Annotated in this window: 19 protein-coding genes; 11 read left to right on the top strand and 8 right to left on the bottom strand. The window is 32.6% G+C overall.

The genetic code is table 11. From position 1 onward, the window contains the following. Positions 1-163: 163 nt before the first annotated feature. From R2808_RS02175 to R2808_RS02200, 6 genes are read left to right on the top strand one after another with little or no spacing between them, the layout of a single operon-like run. Positions 164-937: a DUF3108 domain-containing protein gene (locus R2808_RS02175; RefSeq protein WP_371269295.1), complete on the top strand. Its 774-nt coding sequence runs from the start codon at positions 164-166 to the stop codon at positions 935-937. Beyond that, a complete protein-coding gene (locus R2808_RS02180) occupies positions 937-1,869 on the top strand; it encodes a tryptophan 2,3-dioxygenase family protein (protein ID WP_371269296.1) in 933 nt (310 codons plus the stop codon). The genes R2808_RS02175 and R2808_RS02180 overlap by 1 nt, the downstream gene beginning before the upstream one ends. An 18-nt stretch (positions 1,870-1,887) precedes the next feature. Then, complete coding sequence (locus R2808_RS02185) at positions 1,888-3,138, top strand: peptidoglycan DD-metalloendopeptidase family protein (RefSeq protein ID WP_371269298.1); 1,251 nt, start codon at positions 1,888-1,890, stop codon at positions 3,136-3,138. Continuing rightward, positions 3,125-4,774: a glucose-6-phosphate isomerase gene (gene pgi, locus R2808_RS02190; protein WP_371269299.1), complete on the top strand. Its 1,650-nt coding sequence runs from the start codon at positions 3,125-3,127 to the stop codon at positions 4,772-4,774. Before R2808_RS02185 ends, pgi begins: the two co-directional genes overlap by 14 nt. A gap of 42 nt (positions 4,775-4,816) precedes the next feature. Beyond that, positions 4,817-5,242 (top strand): hypothetical protein, encoded by a 426-nt coding sequence (locus R2808_RS02195; RefSeq protein ID WP_371269300.1) that lies wholly within the window; start codon positions 4,817-4,819, stop codon positions 5,240-5,242. Positions 5,243-5,251: 9 nt separating this feature from the next. Continuing rightward, complete coding sequence (locus R2808_RS02200; RefSeq protein WP_371269301.1) at positions 5,252-5,722, top strand: septal ring lytic transglycosylase RlpA family protein; 471 nt, start codon at positions 5,252-5,254, stop codon at positions 5,720-5,722. Positions 5,723-5,817: 95 nt separating this feature from the next. Here the strand turns inward: R2808_RS02200 and R2808_RS02205 are convergent, their stop codons facing one another. Together R2808_RS02205 and R2808_RS02210 are read right to left on the bottom strand one after the other, a co-directional pair. Beyond that, the gene (locus R2808_RS02205) at positions 5,818-6,270 is read right to left on the bottom strand and encodes a YciI family protein (protein WP_371269302.1); all 453 of its coding nucleotides are present in this window, start codon (positions 6,268-6,270) and stop codon (positions 5,818-5,820) included. After that, complete coding sequence (locus R2808_RS02210; RefSeq protein ID WP_371269303.1) at positions 6,267-6,740, bottom strand: CYTH domain-containing protein; 474 nt, start codon at positions 6,738-6,740, stop codon at positions 6,267-6,269. Before R2808_RS02210 ends, R2808_RS02205 begins: the two co-directional genes overlap by 4 nt. Positions 6,741-6,779: 39 nt before the next feature. Here R2808_RS02210 and dinB point away from each other — a divergent pair, with 39 nt between their 5' ends. Further along, on the top strand, positions 6,780-7,886 hold the full coding sequence (gene dinB, locus R2808_RS02215; RefSeq protein ID WP_371269304.1) for a DNA polymerase IV: 1,107 nt from the start codon (positions 6,780-6,782) through the stop codon (positions 7,884-7,886). Between the two features lie 4 nt (positions 7,887-7,890). Here the strand turns inward: dinB and pyk are convergent, their stop codons facing one another. The 5 genes from pyk to R2808_RS02240 all read right to left on the bottom strand — a co-directional run bounded on the left by pyk (position 7,891) and on the right by R2808_RS02240 (position 12,315). Further along, complete coding sequence (gene pyk / locus R2808_RS02220; RefSeq protein ID WP_371269305.1) at positions 7,891-9,321, bottom strand: pyruvate kinase; 1,431 nt, start codon at positions 9,319-9,321, stop codon at positions 7,891-7,893. A gap of 2 nt (positions 9,322-9,323) precedes the next feature. Next, positions 9,324-9,791: an IPExxxVDY family protein gene (locus R2808_RS02225; RefSeq protein ID WP_371269306.1), complete on the bottom strand. Its 468-nt coding sequence runs from the start codon at positions 9,789-9,791 to the stop codon at positions 9,324-9,326. 102 nt (positions 9,792-9,893) lie between these two features. Beyond that, entirely contained in the window at positions 9,894-10,637 is a 744-nt protein-coding gene (rnc, locus tag R2808_RS02230) for a ribonuclease III (RefSeq protein ID WP_371269378.1), read from the bottom strand. A 10-nt stretch (positions 10,638-10,647) separates the two neighbouring features. After that, on the bottom strand, positions 10,648-11,901 hold the full coding sequence (gene fabF, locus R2808_RS02235) for a beta-ketoacyl-ACP synthase II (protein ID WP_371269307.1): 1,254 nt from the start codon (positions 11,899-11,901) through the stop codon (positions 10,648-10,650). A gap of 177 nt (positions 11,902-12,078) precedes the next feature. Further along, positions 12,079-12,315: an acyl carrier protein gene (locus tag R2808_RS02240; protein ID WP_007137004.1), complete on the bottom strand. Its 237-nt coding sequence runs from the start codon at positions 12,313-12,315 to the stop codon at positions 12,079-12,081. A gap of 173 nt (positions 12,316-12,488) precedes the next feature. On the opposite strand from R2808_RS02240, the gene R2808_RS02245 reads away from it, so the two are divergent. From R2808_RS02245 to R2808_RS02260, 4 genes are all read left to right on the top strand, one after another. Next, a complete protein-coding gene (locus R2808_RS02245; RefSeq protein WP_371269308.1) occupies positions 12,489-13,055 on the top strand; it encodes a phosphoribosylglycinamide formyltransferase in 567 nt (188 codons plus the stop codon). An 11-nt stretch (positions 13,056-13,066) separates the two neighbouring features. Further along, positions 13,067-13,546 carry a ribonuclease HI gene (gene rnhA, locus R2808_RS02250; RefSeq protein WP_371269309.1) on the top strand — a complete coding sequence of 160 codons (480 nt, stop codon included), beginning with the start codon at positions 13,067-13,069 and terminating at the stop codon, positions 13,544-13,546. Positions 13,547-13,637: 91 nt separating this feature from the next. Continuing rightward, positions 13,638-14,567 carry a PfkB family carbohydrate kinase gene (locus tag R2808_RS02255; RefSeq protein ID WP_371269310.1) on the top strand — a complete coding sequence of 310 codons (930 nt, stop codon included), beginning with the start codon at positions 13,638-13,640 and terminating at the stop codon, positions 14,565-14,567. A gap of 58 nt (positions 14,568-14,625) precedes the next feature. Then, positions 14,626-16,521 carry an amidophosphoribosyltransferase gene (locus R2808_RS02260; RefSeq protein ID WP_371269311.1) on the top strand — a complete coding sequence of 632 codons (1,896 nt, stop codon included), beginning with the start codon at positions 14,626-14,628 and terminating at the stop codon, positions 16,519-16,521. A 345-nt stretch (positions 16,522-16,866) separates the two neighbouring features. Here R2808_RS02260 and R2808_RS02265 read toward each other — a convergent pair whose 3' ends face one another. Further along, positions 16,867-17,475 carry a superoxide dismutase gene (locus R2808_RS02265; RefSeq protein ID WP_371269312.1) on the bottom strand — a complete coding sequence of 203 codons (609 nt, stop codon included), beginning with the start codon at positions 17,473-17,475 and terminating at the stop codon, positions 16,867-16,869. Positions 17,476-17,581 lie beyond the last annotated feature (106 nt).

A 17,581-nucleotide genomic window follows, 5' to 3' on the forward strand; every position in this document is an offset into this window, starting at 1 on the left:
CACAAAAAAGAAAATAGCAGTATTTAATTTTTTGTAATTTTCATAATTTATAGTTTTGGTTGGTTAATAACAGAAAAACTCGGTCAGTATTTTTGGCTGAGTTTTTTTGTTTAAGTAACTTTGGAACGAAAATTGTATTTTTTGTCTATAAAGACATAAAATTATGAAAAAAATAGCAGCACTTTTTATCATTTTTATTACTACAAATTCTTTTGTAAAGCAAGACAGTGCTTTTACAACAGGAGAATGGTTTAAACTTCGCATTCATTATGGTTTGGTTAATGCAGGTTATGCTACTTTAGAAATAAAAGAAACCACAAGAAATAATAAAAAAGCACACTACGTTGTAGGTAAAGGCTGGACTGTAGGTATGACCAAATTATTTTTTAAAGTTGAAGACCACTACCAAAGCATTTTCGATAAAGAAACAGGAAAACCGTATCAATTTCTTAGAAAAATAAACGAAGGGGGTTATACTAAAAATCAAGAAGGCTTTTTTAACCAAGACAATAACACTGTTTTGGTTAAAGATTATAAAAAAAATACACAAAAAACATTTTCTGTTCCCGAGAATGTTCAAGATATAGTATCAAGTTTTTACTATTTAAGAAACTATCCAGGTATTGAAAAATTAAAACCTGGTGAATCGGTAGCAATTGATATGTTTTTCGATGACGAAACCTTTAAGTTTAAGTTAAAATTTATAGGAAAAGAAGATATAAATACTAAATTTGGTACAATTCCTTGTATGGTGTTTCGTCCGTATGTTCAGGCAGGTAGAGTTTTTAAAGAACAAGAAAGCTTAACTGTTTGGATTTCAGACGACGACAATAGAATTCCTGTTAGAATTAAGGCTAGTTTAGCCGTAGGTTCTTTAAAGGCAGATTTAGAAGAATTTAAAGGACTAAAGCATTCATTTAAAATTAAAGTAAAATAATGGAAGAAACAAAGTATCAAAATGAAATAGCGCAATTAGAACAAAAATTTAATAAAATAGACCAAAACACCAAAACGCATCTCGAAGGATTGCTATGGTCTAAGCCTATAACATATTGGGATTATATTCAAACAGATGCTTTGCTAAATTTACAAATACAGCGCACTACTTTGCCCGATGAAATGGTATTTATTATGTACCATCAAGTAAACGAGTTGCTGTTTAAAATGATTTTGTGGGAAATAAACCAATTGTGCCATACCGAAAAACCAACAACCGAATATTTTACCGAGAAATTAGGAAGAATTAGTCGCTATTTCGATATGTTAACCACATCATTTACGATAATGATGGATGGTATGGAACCCGAACAATATTTAAAATTTCGCCATACGTTAACACCAGCTAGTGGTTTTCAAAGTGCACAATATCGATTAATAGAATTCGCATCAACCGATTTAATTAATTTAATAGATTATCGTTTCCGAGCAACAATAGATAGAAACACACCTTATTCGCACGCTTTTGAACATTTGTATTGGCAAGCTGCAGGAAAAGATTACCAAACAGGAAAAAAATCGTATTTAATTTTAGAGTTTGAACGAAAATATAAAAAAAACTTTCTAGAATTTATGGAAGAATACAACACCATAAATATTTGGCAAAAATTTAAACAACTGCCACTTCAAGACCAACAAAATCGAACGCTTATTAATGCTATGCGCCATTACGACAAAACCGTAAATATAACTTGGGTTATGGGGCATTACTATGCCGCTAAAAAATATATTGAAAGCGACAAAACTGGTACAGGCGAGGCAACAGGCGGAAGCGATTGGAAAAAATATATGCTACCCAAATACCAAAGAAGAATATTTTTTCCAGAATTATGGACACAAGAAGAATTAGATACTTGGGGAGAAAATGTTTAATGTATAAAAGCCAAACCGTTGAAAAAAATAGTTATTGTATTAGCCGCCATTTTATTTTTTGTAGCTTGTAAAGACGATCATAAAAAACAAAATAAATCATCAAAAAAAGTTCAAATAGAAGAACCAATTGTTAAAGATTTTGGTTTTACGTTTAATAATTTTAAGGTAGTAAAAGACACCATTAAATCGGGCGATACCTTTGGAACAATATTGGAACAATATTCATTTCCAGATAGTATCACAATTCATCAACTTACCGAAAAAGTTAAAGATTCTTTTAATTTAAGAGGCATAAAAGCAGGCAAACCCTATTTTTTGTTTTTAAACAAAGAAAGGCCACAAAATCTTGAAGCCTTTGTATATGTGCAAGATAAAATTCATTATACCGTAATCGATTTAAGAGATTCTGTAATAGTTACTAATAAACAAAGACCTACAACCATTAAAAAAAGAACGGTTGCTGGAAAAATTGAAGGCTCACTTTCAGCTTCTTTAGACAATGCAGGTGTAGGTGCGTCTTTAGCACCTAAACTGGCAGAAGTATATAAATACACTATCGACTTTTTTAAAATTCAAAAAGACGATAAATTTGCAGTTACTATTTACGAAAAATATATAGAAGATTCTATTTATGCAGGTGTAGAACGAGTAGAATCAACTTATTTTCAACATAAAGGGAAAGATTTTTATGCGTTTCCTTATCAAGCAAGCGAAAATCAAAAACCGCAATATTACGACGAAAACGGAAAAGCATTAAAGGCAATGTTTTTAAAAGCACCTTTAGATTATTTTAGAATATCTTCTCGTTTTTCAGGTAGGCGTTTTCATCCTGTACAAAAACGCTGGAAAGCACACAACGGAACTGATTATGCAGCGCCAACAGGTACACCAATTAAAGCAACAGCATCGGGCGTTGTAGAACGTGCGGGTTATACTTCTGGAAATGGAAATTATGTTAAAATACGACATAATGCCACCTATTCTACACAATATCTTCATATGTCTAAAATATTGGTAAAGAAAGGACAACACGTTTCGCAAGGACAAACTATCGGTAAAGTAGGTAGTACAGGTTTAGCAACAGGTCCGCATGTGTGTTATCGTTTTTGGAAAAACGGCGTTCAAGTAGATCCTTTACGACTTAAACTACCAAATGCAGAACCTTTAGATAAAAAAGAAAGAGATAGGTATTTACAATATATTAAACCTTTTAAAACAGAATTAGACAGTATTATTCAATTAAAACTTAAAAACAATGCCATTGAATAAAATTAATCCATCAGGAACAAATGCTTGGTTGCAACTTCGCGAGCATTTTATAGCGGAAATGATGACCGTAAAAATGCAAGATTTATTTGCAGACGATGCTAGTAGAGCCGAAAAATTTTCAATAAAATGGAATAACTTTTTAGTAGATTACTCTAAAAATAAAATTACCAATAAAACACAAAATCTACTTTTAGAATTAGCAAACGAAGTAGCATTAAAAGAAGCTATAGCATCATATTTTAATGGCGAAAAAATAAATGAAACCGAAGGTAGAGCTGTTTTGCATACTGCATTGCGAGCAAACGAAAATACCGAAATTAAAATTGATGGTGTAAATGTAATGCCACAAATAATCGAAGTAAAAGCAAAAATAAAAGCATTTTCAGAGGCTGTTATTTCAGGGAAAATGCTAGGTTATTCTGGCAAAAAATTTACCGATATTGTAAACATTGGTATTGGCGGTTCCGATTTAGGACCAGCAATGGTAGTCGATTCGTTGCAATATTATCGTAACCATTTAAATGTACATTTTGTGTCGAACATAGATGGCGATCATGTGCAAGAAATTATAAAAAGAGTAAACCCCGAAACCACACTTTTTGTAGTTGTTTCAAAAACGTTTACAACACAAGAAACGTTAACCAATGCCGAAACAATTCGCAAATGGTTTTTATCTAAAGAATTTGAAACTAAACCGACTGATATTGCCAAACATTTTGTAGCAGTTTCTACCAATTTAGAAAAAGTAGCCGAATTTGGAATTGCTTCCGAAAATGTCTTCCCTATGTGGGATTGGGTTGGTGGTCGTTTTTCATTATGGAGTGCTGTTGGACTTTCTATTGCTTTAGCGGTGGGTTACACAAATTTTGAAGCGTTATTAGCAGGTGCTAATGAAATGGATGAACATTTTAAAACAGCCGATTTTTCAAATAATATTCCTGTTATTTTGGCACTTTTAAGCGTTTGGTACAATAACTTTTATGGTGCCGAAACCGAAGCTATTATTCCGTATTCGCAATATTTGCAAAAATTTGTTCCTTACTTGCAACAAGGTATTATGGAAAGTAATGGTAAATATGTAGCGAGAGATGGAAACATTTGTAATTATCAAACAGGAACCATAATTTGGGGCGAACCAGGTACTAATTCGCAACATGCGTTTTTTCAATTAATTCATCAAGGAACAAAGTTAATTCCTACTGATTTTATTGGATTTAAAAAATCGTTATACGGTAATGATGAGCATCATACTAAATTAATGTCAAACTTTTTTGCACAAACTGAAGCATTGTTAATGGGTAAAACTGAAGAACAGGTAATGGAAGAGTTTGTAAAGCAAAATATAGCTAAAGATAAAGCCGAAAAGTTATTGCCATTTAAAGTTTTTCAAGGCAATAAACCTACAACTACTATTTTAGTAGAATCGTTAACGCCTAAAACGTTGGGTTCGCTTATTGCTATGTACGAGCATAAAATATTTGTTCAAGGTGTTATTTGGAATATTTTTAGTTATGACCAATGGGGAGTAGAACTAGGAAAGCAATTGGCTAATTCTATTTTAAACGAATTAGAATCGGGTACAATAAAAAAACACGATGCTTCAACACAATTTTTATTAGCTCAATTTTTAAAATAAAGTTTTTAGTATCTTTGTTAAAACCACTAATCAATAAACAATATGTACACAGCTATTCAAACAGCACATTCTATTTTTGCTTACATTGTGCTAACACTTCTAGTACTAGCAGCAATAAATGCTATTACGGGTTTAACTAGCAAAAGAGTTTTTAAAGATAAAGATTTGCGCATTTCGCTTTTTGCGCTAATAGTTACACATTTGCAATTACTATTAGGTTTGTTGCTTTATTTTATTTCGCCTTTAGGATTAAAATCATTCGGACAAATGGGCGATGCGGCTCTTCGATTAACATCGTTAGAACATCCGTTAATTAATGTAATTGCTATTGTATTAATAACTATTGGTTGGTCTAAGCATAAAAGAGAAGAAAGTAGTAATGGAAAATTTAAGAAAATTGCCATTTTTTACTCGTTAGGTCTTTTGTTAATTCTTTCAAGAATTCCGTGGAAACTTTGGTTTGCTTAATTTAGTAAAATGAAAAATACAATTATAACATACAGTACAATTTTAGTTATTGTACTGTTTTTTTGTTATAGTTTTACAACGCCAAATAGCAAAAACAGACATTTTTATAATAAAACTGTAAACGATTCTATTGTAATTGATTCATTGCGAATAGATTCTATAGGAAACCTGTATAAACTTTATAAAGATTCGGTTCACGCATCGTATTATCACGATAAATTTAACGGAAGAAAAACCGCAAGCGGAAAAGTATTTAATAACTCCGAATACACAGCTGCACATAAAACACTTCCTTTTGGTACAAAAGTTTTGGTTACTAATTTAGTAAATAATCAATCGGCTTTAGTAACCATAACCGATAGAGGTCCGTTTATAAAAGGAAGAGAAATAGACTTAACCAAAAAGGTTTTTATGGAAATTGCCCAAAATAAAAAAAGAGGCATATTACAGGTTAAACTAGAAATCCTTTATGAGCAATAGTTTATAACTTAGCTCATTGATTGGATTTTCAGTATAAAATTCTAAAAGAATTTTACTCGAATTGACGATTTTGAGTAATGGTTAATTTAATATGTTTATTTTAAAGCACTTCCTTTAGCAGCCCACCAAGGTAATGACTCAACCTCGAGACGTCCTGCTTTTACAGCAGGATCAAGTTTTGCTAAACTATCGGCTTGTTGTTGGGTTTCGGTATTAAACAACAAAAAACCAGCAATTACATCGTGATTTTCACTTGGGCCAGCAACACTAATATAGCCTTGCTTTGCTAGCCATGAAATATGCGCCAAGTGCTTTTTTTGTATTTCGGCTATTTCTTCTTTATTTTGATTTCTATTGGCTCCTTTTTTTAATAAAACCAAAAAATATTTTTGCATAACATAAGTAGTGTCGCCATCTTTATAGCTAAAAGTTTCGTGTTTTGTTGCGGGTTTTGTCGCTTTGCTAGCAACATTTTTTGTGTTTTCTACTTTTATCGATACACAAGAAAAACACATTCCAAGCAAAATAACGATTAAATAATTTTTCATTTTTCCCAATTTTTATAAGGATTTTTACTTAAATTAGAGTTGTAAAATCGAATGTCGTTTGTTACTTCTTTTCCTAGCCAATTTGGCTTTTCAAACACTTCGTTTTCCGATGAAAGTTCAATTTCTGCAAGAATTAAACCTTCATTTTCATCATCAAAAACATCTACTTCAAAAAGATGATTGCCTATTTTTATTTCGTGTCGAGTTTTACTAATTATTCCTTTTTCACAAAGCAACAACAATTGCTCGGCATCTGTTACGGCAATTTCTTTTTCCCATTCAAATCGGCTCATTCCGCTTTCACTGCTTTTCCCTTTTATGGTTAAAAACCCCTTGTTTCCTTTAATTCGTATGCGAACCGTTCTTTCGGGAACAGACGATAAAAACCCTTGTTTTATGCTATAAAACCGATTCGATTGGGTTAAGAAAGTTGTATTGGTAACTAAAAATTTACGTTCAATTTCAATCATTAAAAATAATTTTTACCAAATATAAAGTAAATTTGTAAGATGAGTTCAGAAGAAGAAAAAAGAAAAATTATTCATATCGATATGGATGCGTTCTACGCTTCTGTAGAGCAAATGGACAACCCTGAACTTAAAGGAAAAGCACTAGCAGTTGGCGGCAATGAAACGCGTGGCGTAGTTTCGGCAGCAAGTTACGAAGCACGAAAATTTGGTGTGCGAAGCGCAATGAGTGGTATTCAAGCCAAGCGTTTGTGTCCAGATTTAATTTTTGTTACACCACGATTTGATCGCTATAAAGAAATTTCTAAAAAAATTAGAAAAATATTTCACGATTATACCGATTTAGTTGAGCCGCTTTCGCTTGATGAAGCGTATCTTGATGTTACTGAAAACAAAAAGAATAATGCAAGTGCTACGTTAATAGCAAAAGAAATTAGAGAACGTATTTTTAAAGAAGTAGGTTTAACAGCTTCGGCAGGAATTTCAGTAAATAAATTTGTAGCAAAAATTGCTTCCGATTACAATAAGCCAAACGGACAAAAAACGGTAAATCCAGATGAGGTTGTAGGTTTTTTAGAAACATTGGATATTCGAAAATTTTATGGCATAGGTAAAGTAACCGCCGAAAGAATGTATCAATTAGGTATTTTTACAGGTTTAGATTTAAAACAAAAATCAATAGATTATTTAGAACATCATTTTAGCAATAGCGGAAAATATTATTATAACATTTGCCGTGGTATTCATAACAGCCAAGTTAAACCAAACCGAACCATAAAATCGGTAGGAGCCGAACGTACTTTTTTCGAAAACTTAACGTCAGAAGTTTTTTTGGAAGCGAAAATAATAACAATTGCAAACGAACTCGAAAAGCGATTGCGAAAAAATAAAATTGCAGGAAAAACCATTACTTTAAAACTAAAGTATTCCGATTTTTCTATTCAAACAAGAAGCAAAACCTTACTCTATTATATATCAGACAAGAGTTTAATAATTGATGTAGCAAAAGAGTTGTTGTATCAAGAACGTTTAAAAAACTCTGTTCGTTTGTTAGGTATTTCACTACATAATTTAAACAATGAAACCAAACAAAAAACTGAACCAAAACAAAAAAGTGTTTCGGTTCAGTTGCAGTTTAAGTTTGAATAAAACATTATTCTATTTCAGATACACGAAGTGTATTTACCATACCTTTTTTCATAATTGGCATAGCCGCAAGGTTAATAACCATATCGCCTTTTGTAACATAGCCTCTGTCTTTGCAAATTTGGTTTAAATCGTCAACAGTATCATCAGTACTCACAAATTTGCTGTAATAATAAGCCCGAACACCCCAAAGTAAATTAAGCTGTGTTAAAATTCGTTTATTCGATGTAAATACTAAAATATGCGATTTTGGTCGCCAAGCCGATATTTGAAAAGCTGTATAACCCGAGTTGGTTAAAGTGGTAATTGCTTTAGCATCAATATCATCGGCCATAATAGCGGCGTGGTAACAAATAGATTTGGTAATAAAACGCTTGGTTCTAATGTGTGGCGGATTTAAAGGAACTTTAATTAAAGGCGAATGTTCTACGCTTTCAATAATACGAGTCATGGTTTCAATAACTTGTACCGGATAATTACCTACAGAAGTTTCGCCTGAAAGCATAACCGCATCGGCGCCGTCCATTACCGAGTTCGCTACATCATTAACTTCGGCACGAGTAGGCGTTAGGCTCGTTATCATGGTTTCCATCATTTGCGTAGCTACAATTACAGGAATACGAGCTGTTTTTGCACGATGAATTAATTTTTTTTGAATTAAAGGAACTTCTTCTGCTGGAATTTCTACTCCTAAATCGCCACGAGCTACCATTAAACCATCACAAAAAGCAACAATTTTATCGATATTTTCTACTGCTTCGGGTTTTTCAATTTTAGCAATAATTGGAATTTTATGGTTCGAATGTTTGGCAATTAAATCTTGTAAATCTTCTAAATCTTTTGGCGTGCGTACAAATGAAAGCGCAATCCAATCGACTTCGCTTTCAATGGCAAAAACGGCATCGCGAATATCTTTTTCGGTTAATGCGGGTAAAGAAACTTTGGTATTAGGCAAGTTTACTCCTTTTTTAGAACGCAACGGACCACCTTGTAGAACACGTGCTTCTACTTCGGTTTTTTTATCGGTTTTTACAACTTCAAAAATAAGTTTCCCGTCGTCTAGTAAAATTTTTTCGCCTGCTTTTACATCTTTTGGAAATTCTTTGTAGTTCATATAAACACGTTCCGAAGTTCCTAAAACATCGTTAGCGGTTGTAAAGGTTATAATGTCGCCTTTGTTTACTACAACATCTTCTTTCATTACGCCTACACGCAATTTTGGACCTTGTAAATCGGCTAATATTGATGTGGTAAAGCCAAATTCCTCATTTAACTCTCGAATATTTTGTATGCGTAATTTTACGTCTTCGTAATCGGCGTGCGAAAAGTTAATTCTAAAAACATTTACGCCAGCTTCTATCATAGCTTTCATAATGTGTTTTTCGCTACATGCTGGACCTAAAGTGGCTACGATTTTAGTTTTTTTACTTGTTAACATTTTTAAAATATTAAGTTGTTTTTCGATTTTAGTTTGGTTTGTTCTATTTTAAAAAGTGTAATTACACCTTGTATTTTTTCTATTTCTTGTATTGTTTTATTGCAATTAAAATGCGAATCGGTATTTTCTATTTTTAAAATAAAATCGGCATTTTTTATTTCGGGCAAAAAATAACCAACAGTTTCTAGATAACTAAATAACCCATTGTTTTGTTTTTTAATGGCTGCTTCCGATTTGTTGCTAATTAAATGCCAAGATAAATCGTGCTTATAATCGTCAAAATAAAAATGAGAAAATAAATTTTTTCCGTTTGTTGTTTGCAATTCAATATCGTAATCGCGGAATAATTTTAGGTCTAAAGTTTTATTCAAAAAAAACGCTAGTCTATAATCGTCCCAATTAGAATTAATGGCAATAAGTTCATAATCAGAACTTATAAAATCGTTAATATGAAGTTTGTGAATTGCCATACCTTAAAAAACAAGTTGTAAATATAGTGTTTCTAAAAGCAAAAAAAAGCCTGTTTATATAAGATTTAACTAAAAAAACAAACGAAAACGATTGCGAGAAGTTTATTTTAGTTCAATTTTTTCTTGTAAAGCAAAAAAGGCTCTTTGTGCTGCTTTTTCTTCGGCTTTTTTCTTAGATGTTGCTCGTGCTCGTGCTACAATTTCGTTATTAATAAATAGCTTAACGCCGAAGTATTTTTGTTCTTCAATACCCAAATCTTCAAAAACATCAAATTTGAATGTTTTTTTTTCTTTTTGGCACCATTCTATAATTAAACTTTTATAACTAATAATTTTACCTTCTAAACGAGAAATGTTAACATAAGGTTTAATTACTTTTTTATGAATAAATTTCTCGCAATACTTAAACCCTTTATCTAGATAAATAGCGCCAATAAATGCTTCGAAAAGATTACCATGTATATTGTCGCCAAAATGCTGTGGGCTTACGTTGCTTTTTACATAATCTATTAGCTTTAAATCGCGGCCTAGTTCGTTTAAATGTTCTCTACTTACAATTTTAGAACGCATTTTGGTTAAATAGCCTTCATCGCCATTTGGTACTTTGTTAAATAAATGAGCCGATATTACACTACCTAACATCGCATCGCCTAAAAATTCCATTCTTTCATAATTAAACGGATTTCCTTCTTCATCGGTTTTATTTGCTGATCGGTGCGTAAATGCTCTTTTGTAGTGTTCTAAATTAGAAGGCTTAAATCCGAGTATTTTGGTTAGTTTTTCAAAAAAAATCCCGTCTTCTTCAGAACGGGAATTTTTAGCTATTTTAGAAAAAAAACGACGCATAGCATTTTTTTTATTCTTCAATTTTTTTAAACAATACGCAAGCATTGTGTCCGCCAAAACCAAAAGTATTACTCATTGCTACGTTAACTTCGCGTTTTTGCGCTTTATTTAACGTTAAGTTTAATGAAGGGTCAATATTTTCATCTACAGTTGTATGGTTAATTGTAGGTGGAATTATGCCATTTTTTATGGCTAAAATAGAGGCTATAGCTTCTATAGCACCTGCCGCACCTAGCAAATGCCCTGTCATTGATTTGGTTGAATTAATATTGATGTTTTTAGCGTGCTCTCCAAATACATGACTAATTGCTTTTAACTCGGCCACATCACCAAGCGGAGTTGATGTTCCGTGTGTGTTAATGTGGTCAACATCTTCGGGTTTCATACCAGCATCGCGCAAGCAATTTTCCATAACTGCAATTACACCAATGCCTTCTGGGTGTGGGGCTGTTAAGTGGTAAGCATCAGACGATAATCCGCCACCGCCAACTTCACAATATATTTTTGCACCACGTGCTTTTGCGTGTTCATACTCTTCTAATACTAATGCGCCAGCGCCTTCGCCTAGTACAAACCCGTCGCGTGTGGCATCGAACGGACGAGAAGCTGTTTCTGGACTTTCATTTCGAGTAGATAAAGCCTGCATAGAGTTAAAACCACCCATACCAGCAATGGTAACAGCAGCTTCTGAACCACCTGACACAATAACATCGCACATTCCTAAACGAATGTAGTTGAAAGCATCTACTAAAGCATTGGCTGAAGAAGCACAAGCAGAAACAGTAGTATAGTTTGGTCCCATAAAACCGTTTCGCATAGAAATATGTCCAGGCGCAATATCGGCAATCATTTTTGGAATAAAAAAGGGATTAAAGCGCGGTGTTCCATCGCCAGCGGCATAATTCATTACTTCATCTTGGAAGGTTTGAAGACCTCCTATTCCAGCGCCCCAAATTACGCCTACTCTATATTTATCTACGTTTTCTAAAGAAATACCTGCGTCTTTTATAGCTTCATCACTCGCTACAATAGCATATTGAGCAAATTTGTCTAACCTACGCACTTCTTTTCTGTCGATAAAATCTTCAATAGAAAAGTTTTTAATTTCGCATGCAAATTTTGTTTTGTGCTTTTCAGTATCGTAATACGTAATAGGTGCAGCACCACTTTTTCCGTTAATTAAACTTTGCCAATATTCTTGAAGATTATTTCCTATAGGAGTTAATGCTCCAAGACCAGTAACTACAACACGCCTTAATTGCATAAATTATACTTTTATATTCTATAAAAAAACCCAAAGCGCTTTTAATGGTAACTAAAAGAAACAATGGGTATTACACTTGTTTATATTAATGATTGTAATACAATCAATGTTTTTACAAATCTACTTAAAAGATTGTAACGAAACAATTAAAAGCACCCATAAAGGGTGCTTTTGTTATTATTTCTTAGCCTCTTCGATGTAAGAAATAGCCTGACCAACAGTAGCAATGTTTTCAGCTTGATCGTCTGGAATTTGAATATCAAATTCTTTTTCGAACTCCATAATTAGCTCAACAGTGTCTAATGAATCAGCTCCTAAATCGTTAGTGAAGCTTGCTTCTGTTACAACTTCGTTTTCGTCAACACCTAATTTGTCTACGATAATCGCTTTTACTCTTGATGCAATGTCTGACATAATCTTTAATTTTAAATTTAATTTGTTGGCAAAAATAAAAAACTTTATTTTAAAACAACATTTTTGTTATTAATTATGACTACGAATTTAAAAAAAATAATTTACAAAGACTCTAATTTTCTATTTTTTACCAATTATTATTCTTTTTTTTGTGTAATAAAAATTACAGGATAATGAAAAAAATAGTTTTATTTGCTTCTGGAAACGGCACTAACGCCGAGAATATTATAAAACATTTCAAAGATTCGAGCTTGGCAAATGTAGCCGCTGTTTTTGTAAACAATCCTCGTGCCAAAGTTATACAAAGGGCTAAAAACCACAAAGTGGAGGTTTTTTTGTTTGAAAAAGAGCAACTTAACAACGGATTTGTATTAGACGAATTAAATAAAATTCAACCCGATTTAATTGTTTTAGCAGGCTTTTTATGGATGTTTCCTATAAGCATTATAAAAAAATATCCAAACCAAGTAATTAATATTCATCCGGCATTATTGCCAAAATATGGTGGAAAAGGAATGTATGGAATGAATGTTCACGAAGCTGTTTTAGAAAATAAAGAGAGAGAAACAGGAATAACCATTCATTTTGTGAACGAACATTATGATGAAGGTGAATTTATTTTTCAGCAAGCTACAAATATAGAAGATTGCAAAACTGCAGATGAAATTGCCAAAAAAGTTCACGAATTAGAACAAAAATATTTCCCCCAAGTAATTGAAAAGCTAATTACTAATCACTAATCACTATTTACTTGAGTTTCGAAGTCTACATATATACTGATGGCGCAGCAAAGGGAAATCCTGGGCCAGCGGGTTATGGTATTGTAATGGAAATGGCTGGAACATCTTATAAAAAAGAGTTTTTTGAAGGCTTTCGCTTGTCGACAAACAATAGAATGGAATTATTGGCAGTAATTGTAGGTTTAGAAAAATTAAAAAAACCGCATACAAAGGTTTTGGTTACTTCCGATTCTAAATATGTAGTTGATGCAGTTGTAAAAGGCTGGGTTTTTAATTGGGAAAAAAAATATTTTTCAGGCAAAAAAAATCCTGATTTATGGATGCGATTCTTAAAAGTTTACCGTAAACACGAAGTACATTTTCAATGGATCAAAGGTCATAATAATCACCCGCAAAATGAGCGTTGCGACCAATTAGCCGTAATGGCATCGGAACAAGAAAAACTGAATATAGATACTTTTTACGAAAAAGAAGAAGGGAAGTTATTGTAAAAATTTATTTTTAATAGTAACCTTTCAACTTTTCCCTTTTGACTTTTAACTTTTTACAAGTATCTTTGCGCCTTATTTCAAATTCAATTTAATGAACAAATTATTAATAGTAGGAACAGTAGCTTTTGATGCTATTGAAACACCTTTTGGAAAGACTGATAAAATCTTAGGTGGTGCGGCAACATATATAGGTTTAGCTTCTAATTTTTTTAATGTAGATGCAGCTATAGTTTCTGTTGTGGGTGAAGATTTTCCAAAGGAATATTTAGACTTATTAGAAGATAAAGGTGTAAATATTGAAGGAATTGAAGTAGTAAAAGGTGGAAAAACTTTCTTTTGGAGTGGAAAATACCATAACGATTTAAATTCTCGCGATACTTTAGTAACAGAATTAAATGTGTTAGCAGATTTTAACCCAATTGTTCCCGAAAATTATAAAAATTCAGAAGTTGTTCTTTTAGGAAACTTGCACCCCATTGTTCAATCGGGAGTTTTAAACCAATTAACCGAAAAACCAAAGCTAGTGGTGTTAGACACCATGAATTTCTGGATGGATTGTGCTTGGAACGAATTAATGGATGTTATTAAACGTGTAGATGTAATAACAATTAACGATGAAGAAGCACGCCAACTTTCGGGTGAATATTCTTTAGTGAAAGCTGCTGAGAAAATTCATACAATGGGTCCAAAATACGTGGTAATTAAGAAAGGTGAACACGGCGCATTGTTATTTCACAATAAAGAAGTGTTTTTTGCGCCAGCATTACCATTAGAAGAAGTTTTTGATCCAACAGGTGCAGGCGATACATTTGCAGGAGGTTTTGCAGGCTATATTGCACAAAGCGAAAATATTTCTTTCGATAATATGAAAAACGGAATTATTTATGGTTCAAACTTAGCTTCTTTTTGTGTAGAAAAATTTGGAACCGAACGAATGGAAAATTTATCGAAACAAGAAGTTCAAAAACGTTTGCAACAATTTAAAGCGCTAACACAATTTGATATTGAACTAGAAGAATAAAAAACTACGCCTCGAATTTTCGAGGCTTTTTTATACAAAACTACTTATACACAACACAATGAGCGACGCAATTAAACACGAATGTGGTATTGCTTTACTACGATTAAAAAAGCCGTTAGAGTTCTATAAACAAAAATATGGTTCGGCTTTTTATGGCATTCAAAAAATGTATTTGCTAATGGAAAAACAGCACAATCGAGGGCAAGATGGTGCGGGTTTAGCCAGTATAAAATTAGATGTGCAACCAGGGCAACGTTACATTAGTAGAATACGATCTAACGATAACCAACCCATAAAAGATGTTTTTTCGCAAATAAACGAACGCATTAACAAAGAACTCGAAGAAAACCCAATTTTAGAAAACAACATAGCTCTTCAAAAAGAACATATTCCTTATATAGGCGAATTGTTTTTAGGTCATGTTCGCTATGGAACTTTTGGTAAAAATAGCATCGAAAGTGTACATCCTTTTTTACGTCAAAACAACTGGATGCACCGCAATCTTATTGTGGCAGGAAACTTTAATATGACTAATGTTAAAGAACTGTTTCAAGATTTGGTAAACTTAGGACAACACCCAAAAGAAATGGCCGATACCGTTACGGTAATGGAAAAAATTGGTCATTTTTTAGACGAAGAAGTGGCTAATATTTACCAGCAATGTAAAGAAGAAGGTTATTCTAAAATTGAAGCGTCACCCATAATTGCCGAACGATTAAATGTACAACGCATATTAGAACGAGCTTCGCGCAACTGGGATGGTGGCTATGCCATGGCAGGTCTTTTTGGTCACGGCGATTCGTTTGTAATGCGCGACCCAGCAGGAATTAGACCCGCTTATTTTTACGAAGACGACGAAATAGTTGTAGTGGCTTCAGAACGCCCTGTTATTCAAACCGTATTTAATGTTCCGTTTGAAAAAGTTCAAGAATTAGAGCCAGGAAATGCCATTATTATTAAAAAAAACGGCAGTATTTCAATACAAGAAATTAGAACGCCATTAGAAAAAAAAGCATGCTCGTTTGAACGAATTTATTTCTCTAGAGGTGGCGATGCCGAAATTTATCAGGAAAGAAAAAAATTAGGAAAATTAATTTTTCCAAAAGTTTTGGAAGCAATTCATAACGATACACAAAATACTGTTTTTTCGTATATTCCTAATACAGCCGAATTATCGTTTTATGGAATGATTGAAGCCGCGCATCATTACTTAGATGCTAAAAAAACAAAAGCAATTCTATCCACCCAAAACTTAAGCGAAGCTAAAATAAAAAGTATTTTAGCCGAAAGTATTCGTACCGAAAAAGTGGCTATTAAAGATGCTAAACTGCGAACATTTATTACCGAAGACAGTAGTAGAGACGATATGGTAGCACATGTTTACGATGTGTCGTATGGTGTAGTACAACCAAACGACAATTTGGTAATTATTGATGATAGTATTGTTCGTGGAACTACCTTAAAACAAAGTATCATTAAAATGATGGATCGTTTACATCCGAAACAAATTGTTGTAGTTTCTTCGGCACCACAAATTCGCTACCCAGATTGTTACGGTATTGATATGGCAAAATTAGAAGGTTTGGTAGCTTTTAGAGCAGCATTAGCGTTGCTAAAAGAAAGAAATCTATATTATATAGTAGAAGAAGTTTATCAAAAATCGAAAGCGCAAGAATACTATAAAGACACCGATGTAGTAAATTTTGTAAAAGAAATTTATGCACCGTTTACCGATGAAGAAATTTCGGCCAAAATTGCCGAAATGTTAACACCAGAAAACACAAATGCTTCTATAAAAATTATTTACCAATCGGTAGAAAACTTACACAAAGCGTGTCCAAAAAATTTAGGCGATTGGTATTTTACAGGAAATTACCCTACACCAGGAGGTAATCGTGTGGTAAACAGAGCTTTTATGAACTTTTATGAAGGAAAAGATACACGGGCCTACTAAAAAGTGATATAAATTCTTACATTTTTATAAATAATAGTATTTTTATTATTCAGAACAAATAATTGTAAACAACAGGAAAACAGGTAATTATATTTTTTTAGCTGTAAAAGTTTATTTTTTTATAGTATAGTTTTAACTATTTATCGTTTTTTAGAAACCGTTTAACGTGTTTTTTACCACTAATGTTTTTTGTTAAAGTACTTTAGCAGTACCAATAAAATTAGTAGGTTAAGTTTTATGGTAGATTTGGGGCAAAAAGGTGAAAGAAATTTCACCTTTTTTTATTAAAAAAGTGAAGTTGTAACTACAACTTCACTTTTTAAGTTTTAAAATTAATTACAATAATTATTTTTCAGTTGCATATCGTTTGGCAACTTCTTCCCAATTAATTACATTAAAGAAAGCTTCAATATAATCAGGACGTCTGTTTTGATAATTTAAATAGTAAGCATGTTCCCAAACATCTAAACCTAAAATAGGTGTTCCGCCACAGCCAATACCAGGCATTAAAGGATTGTCTTGATTAGCAGAAGAACACACTTCTAGTTTTCCACCTTTGTGTACACAAAGCCAAGCCCAACCACTACCAAAACGTGTAGCTGCCGCCTTTGCAAATTCGGTTTTAAAAGCATCAAACGAGCCAAAATCACGTTCAATAGCATCGGCTAAATCTGCGTTTGGTTTTCCACCACCATTTGGAGACATAACGGTCCAAAATAAATTATGATTGTAATAACCACCACCATTATTTCTAACAGCAGTATTATCCATATCGAGGTTAATTAAAATATTTTCAATTGTTTTTCCTTCTAAATCAGTGCCAGCAATAGCATTGTTTAAGTTGGTAGTGTAACCATTATGATGTTTCGTGTGGTGTATTTCCATTGTTTTAGCATCAATATTAGGTTCTAACGCATCGTAAGCATACGGTAATTTTGGTAATTCAAAAGCCATATTATTTAATTTTTAGATTAGTAATATTTTTCTCAAATTTACACAAATAAAAATAGATATGGTAACTTACCACATAAATTATAACTATTTGCATATAAATATAACT

It is taken from the genome of Flavobacterium sp., from assembly GCF_041392005.1.
Taxonomy (GTDB): Bacteria; Bacteroidota; Bacteroidia; order Flavobacteriales; family Flavobacteriaceae; genus Flavobacterium.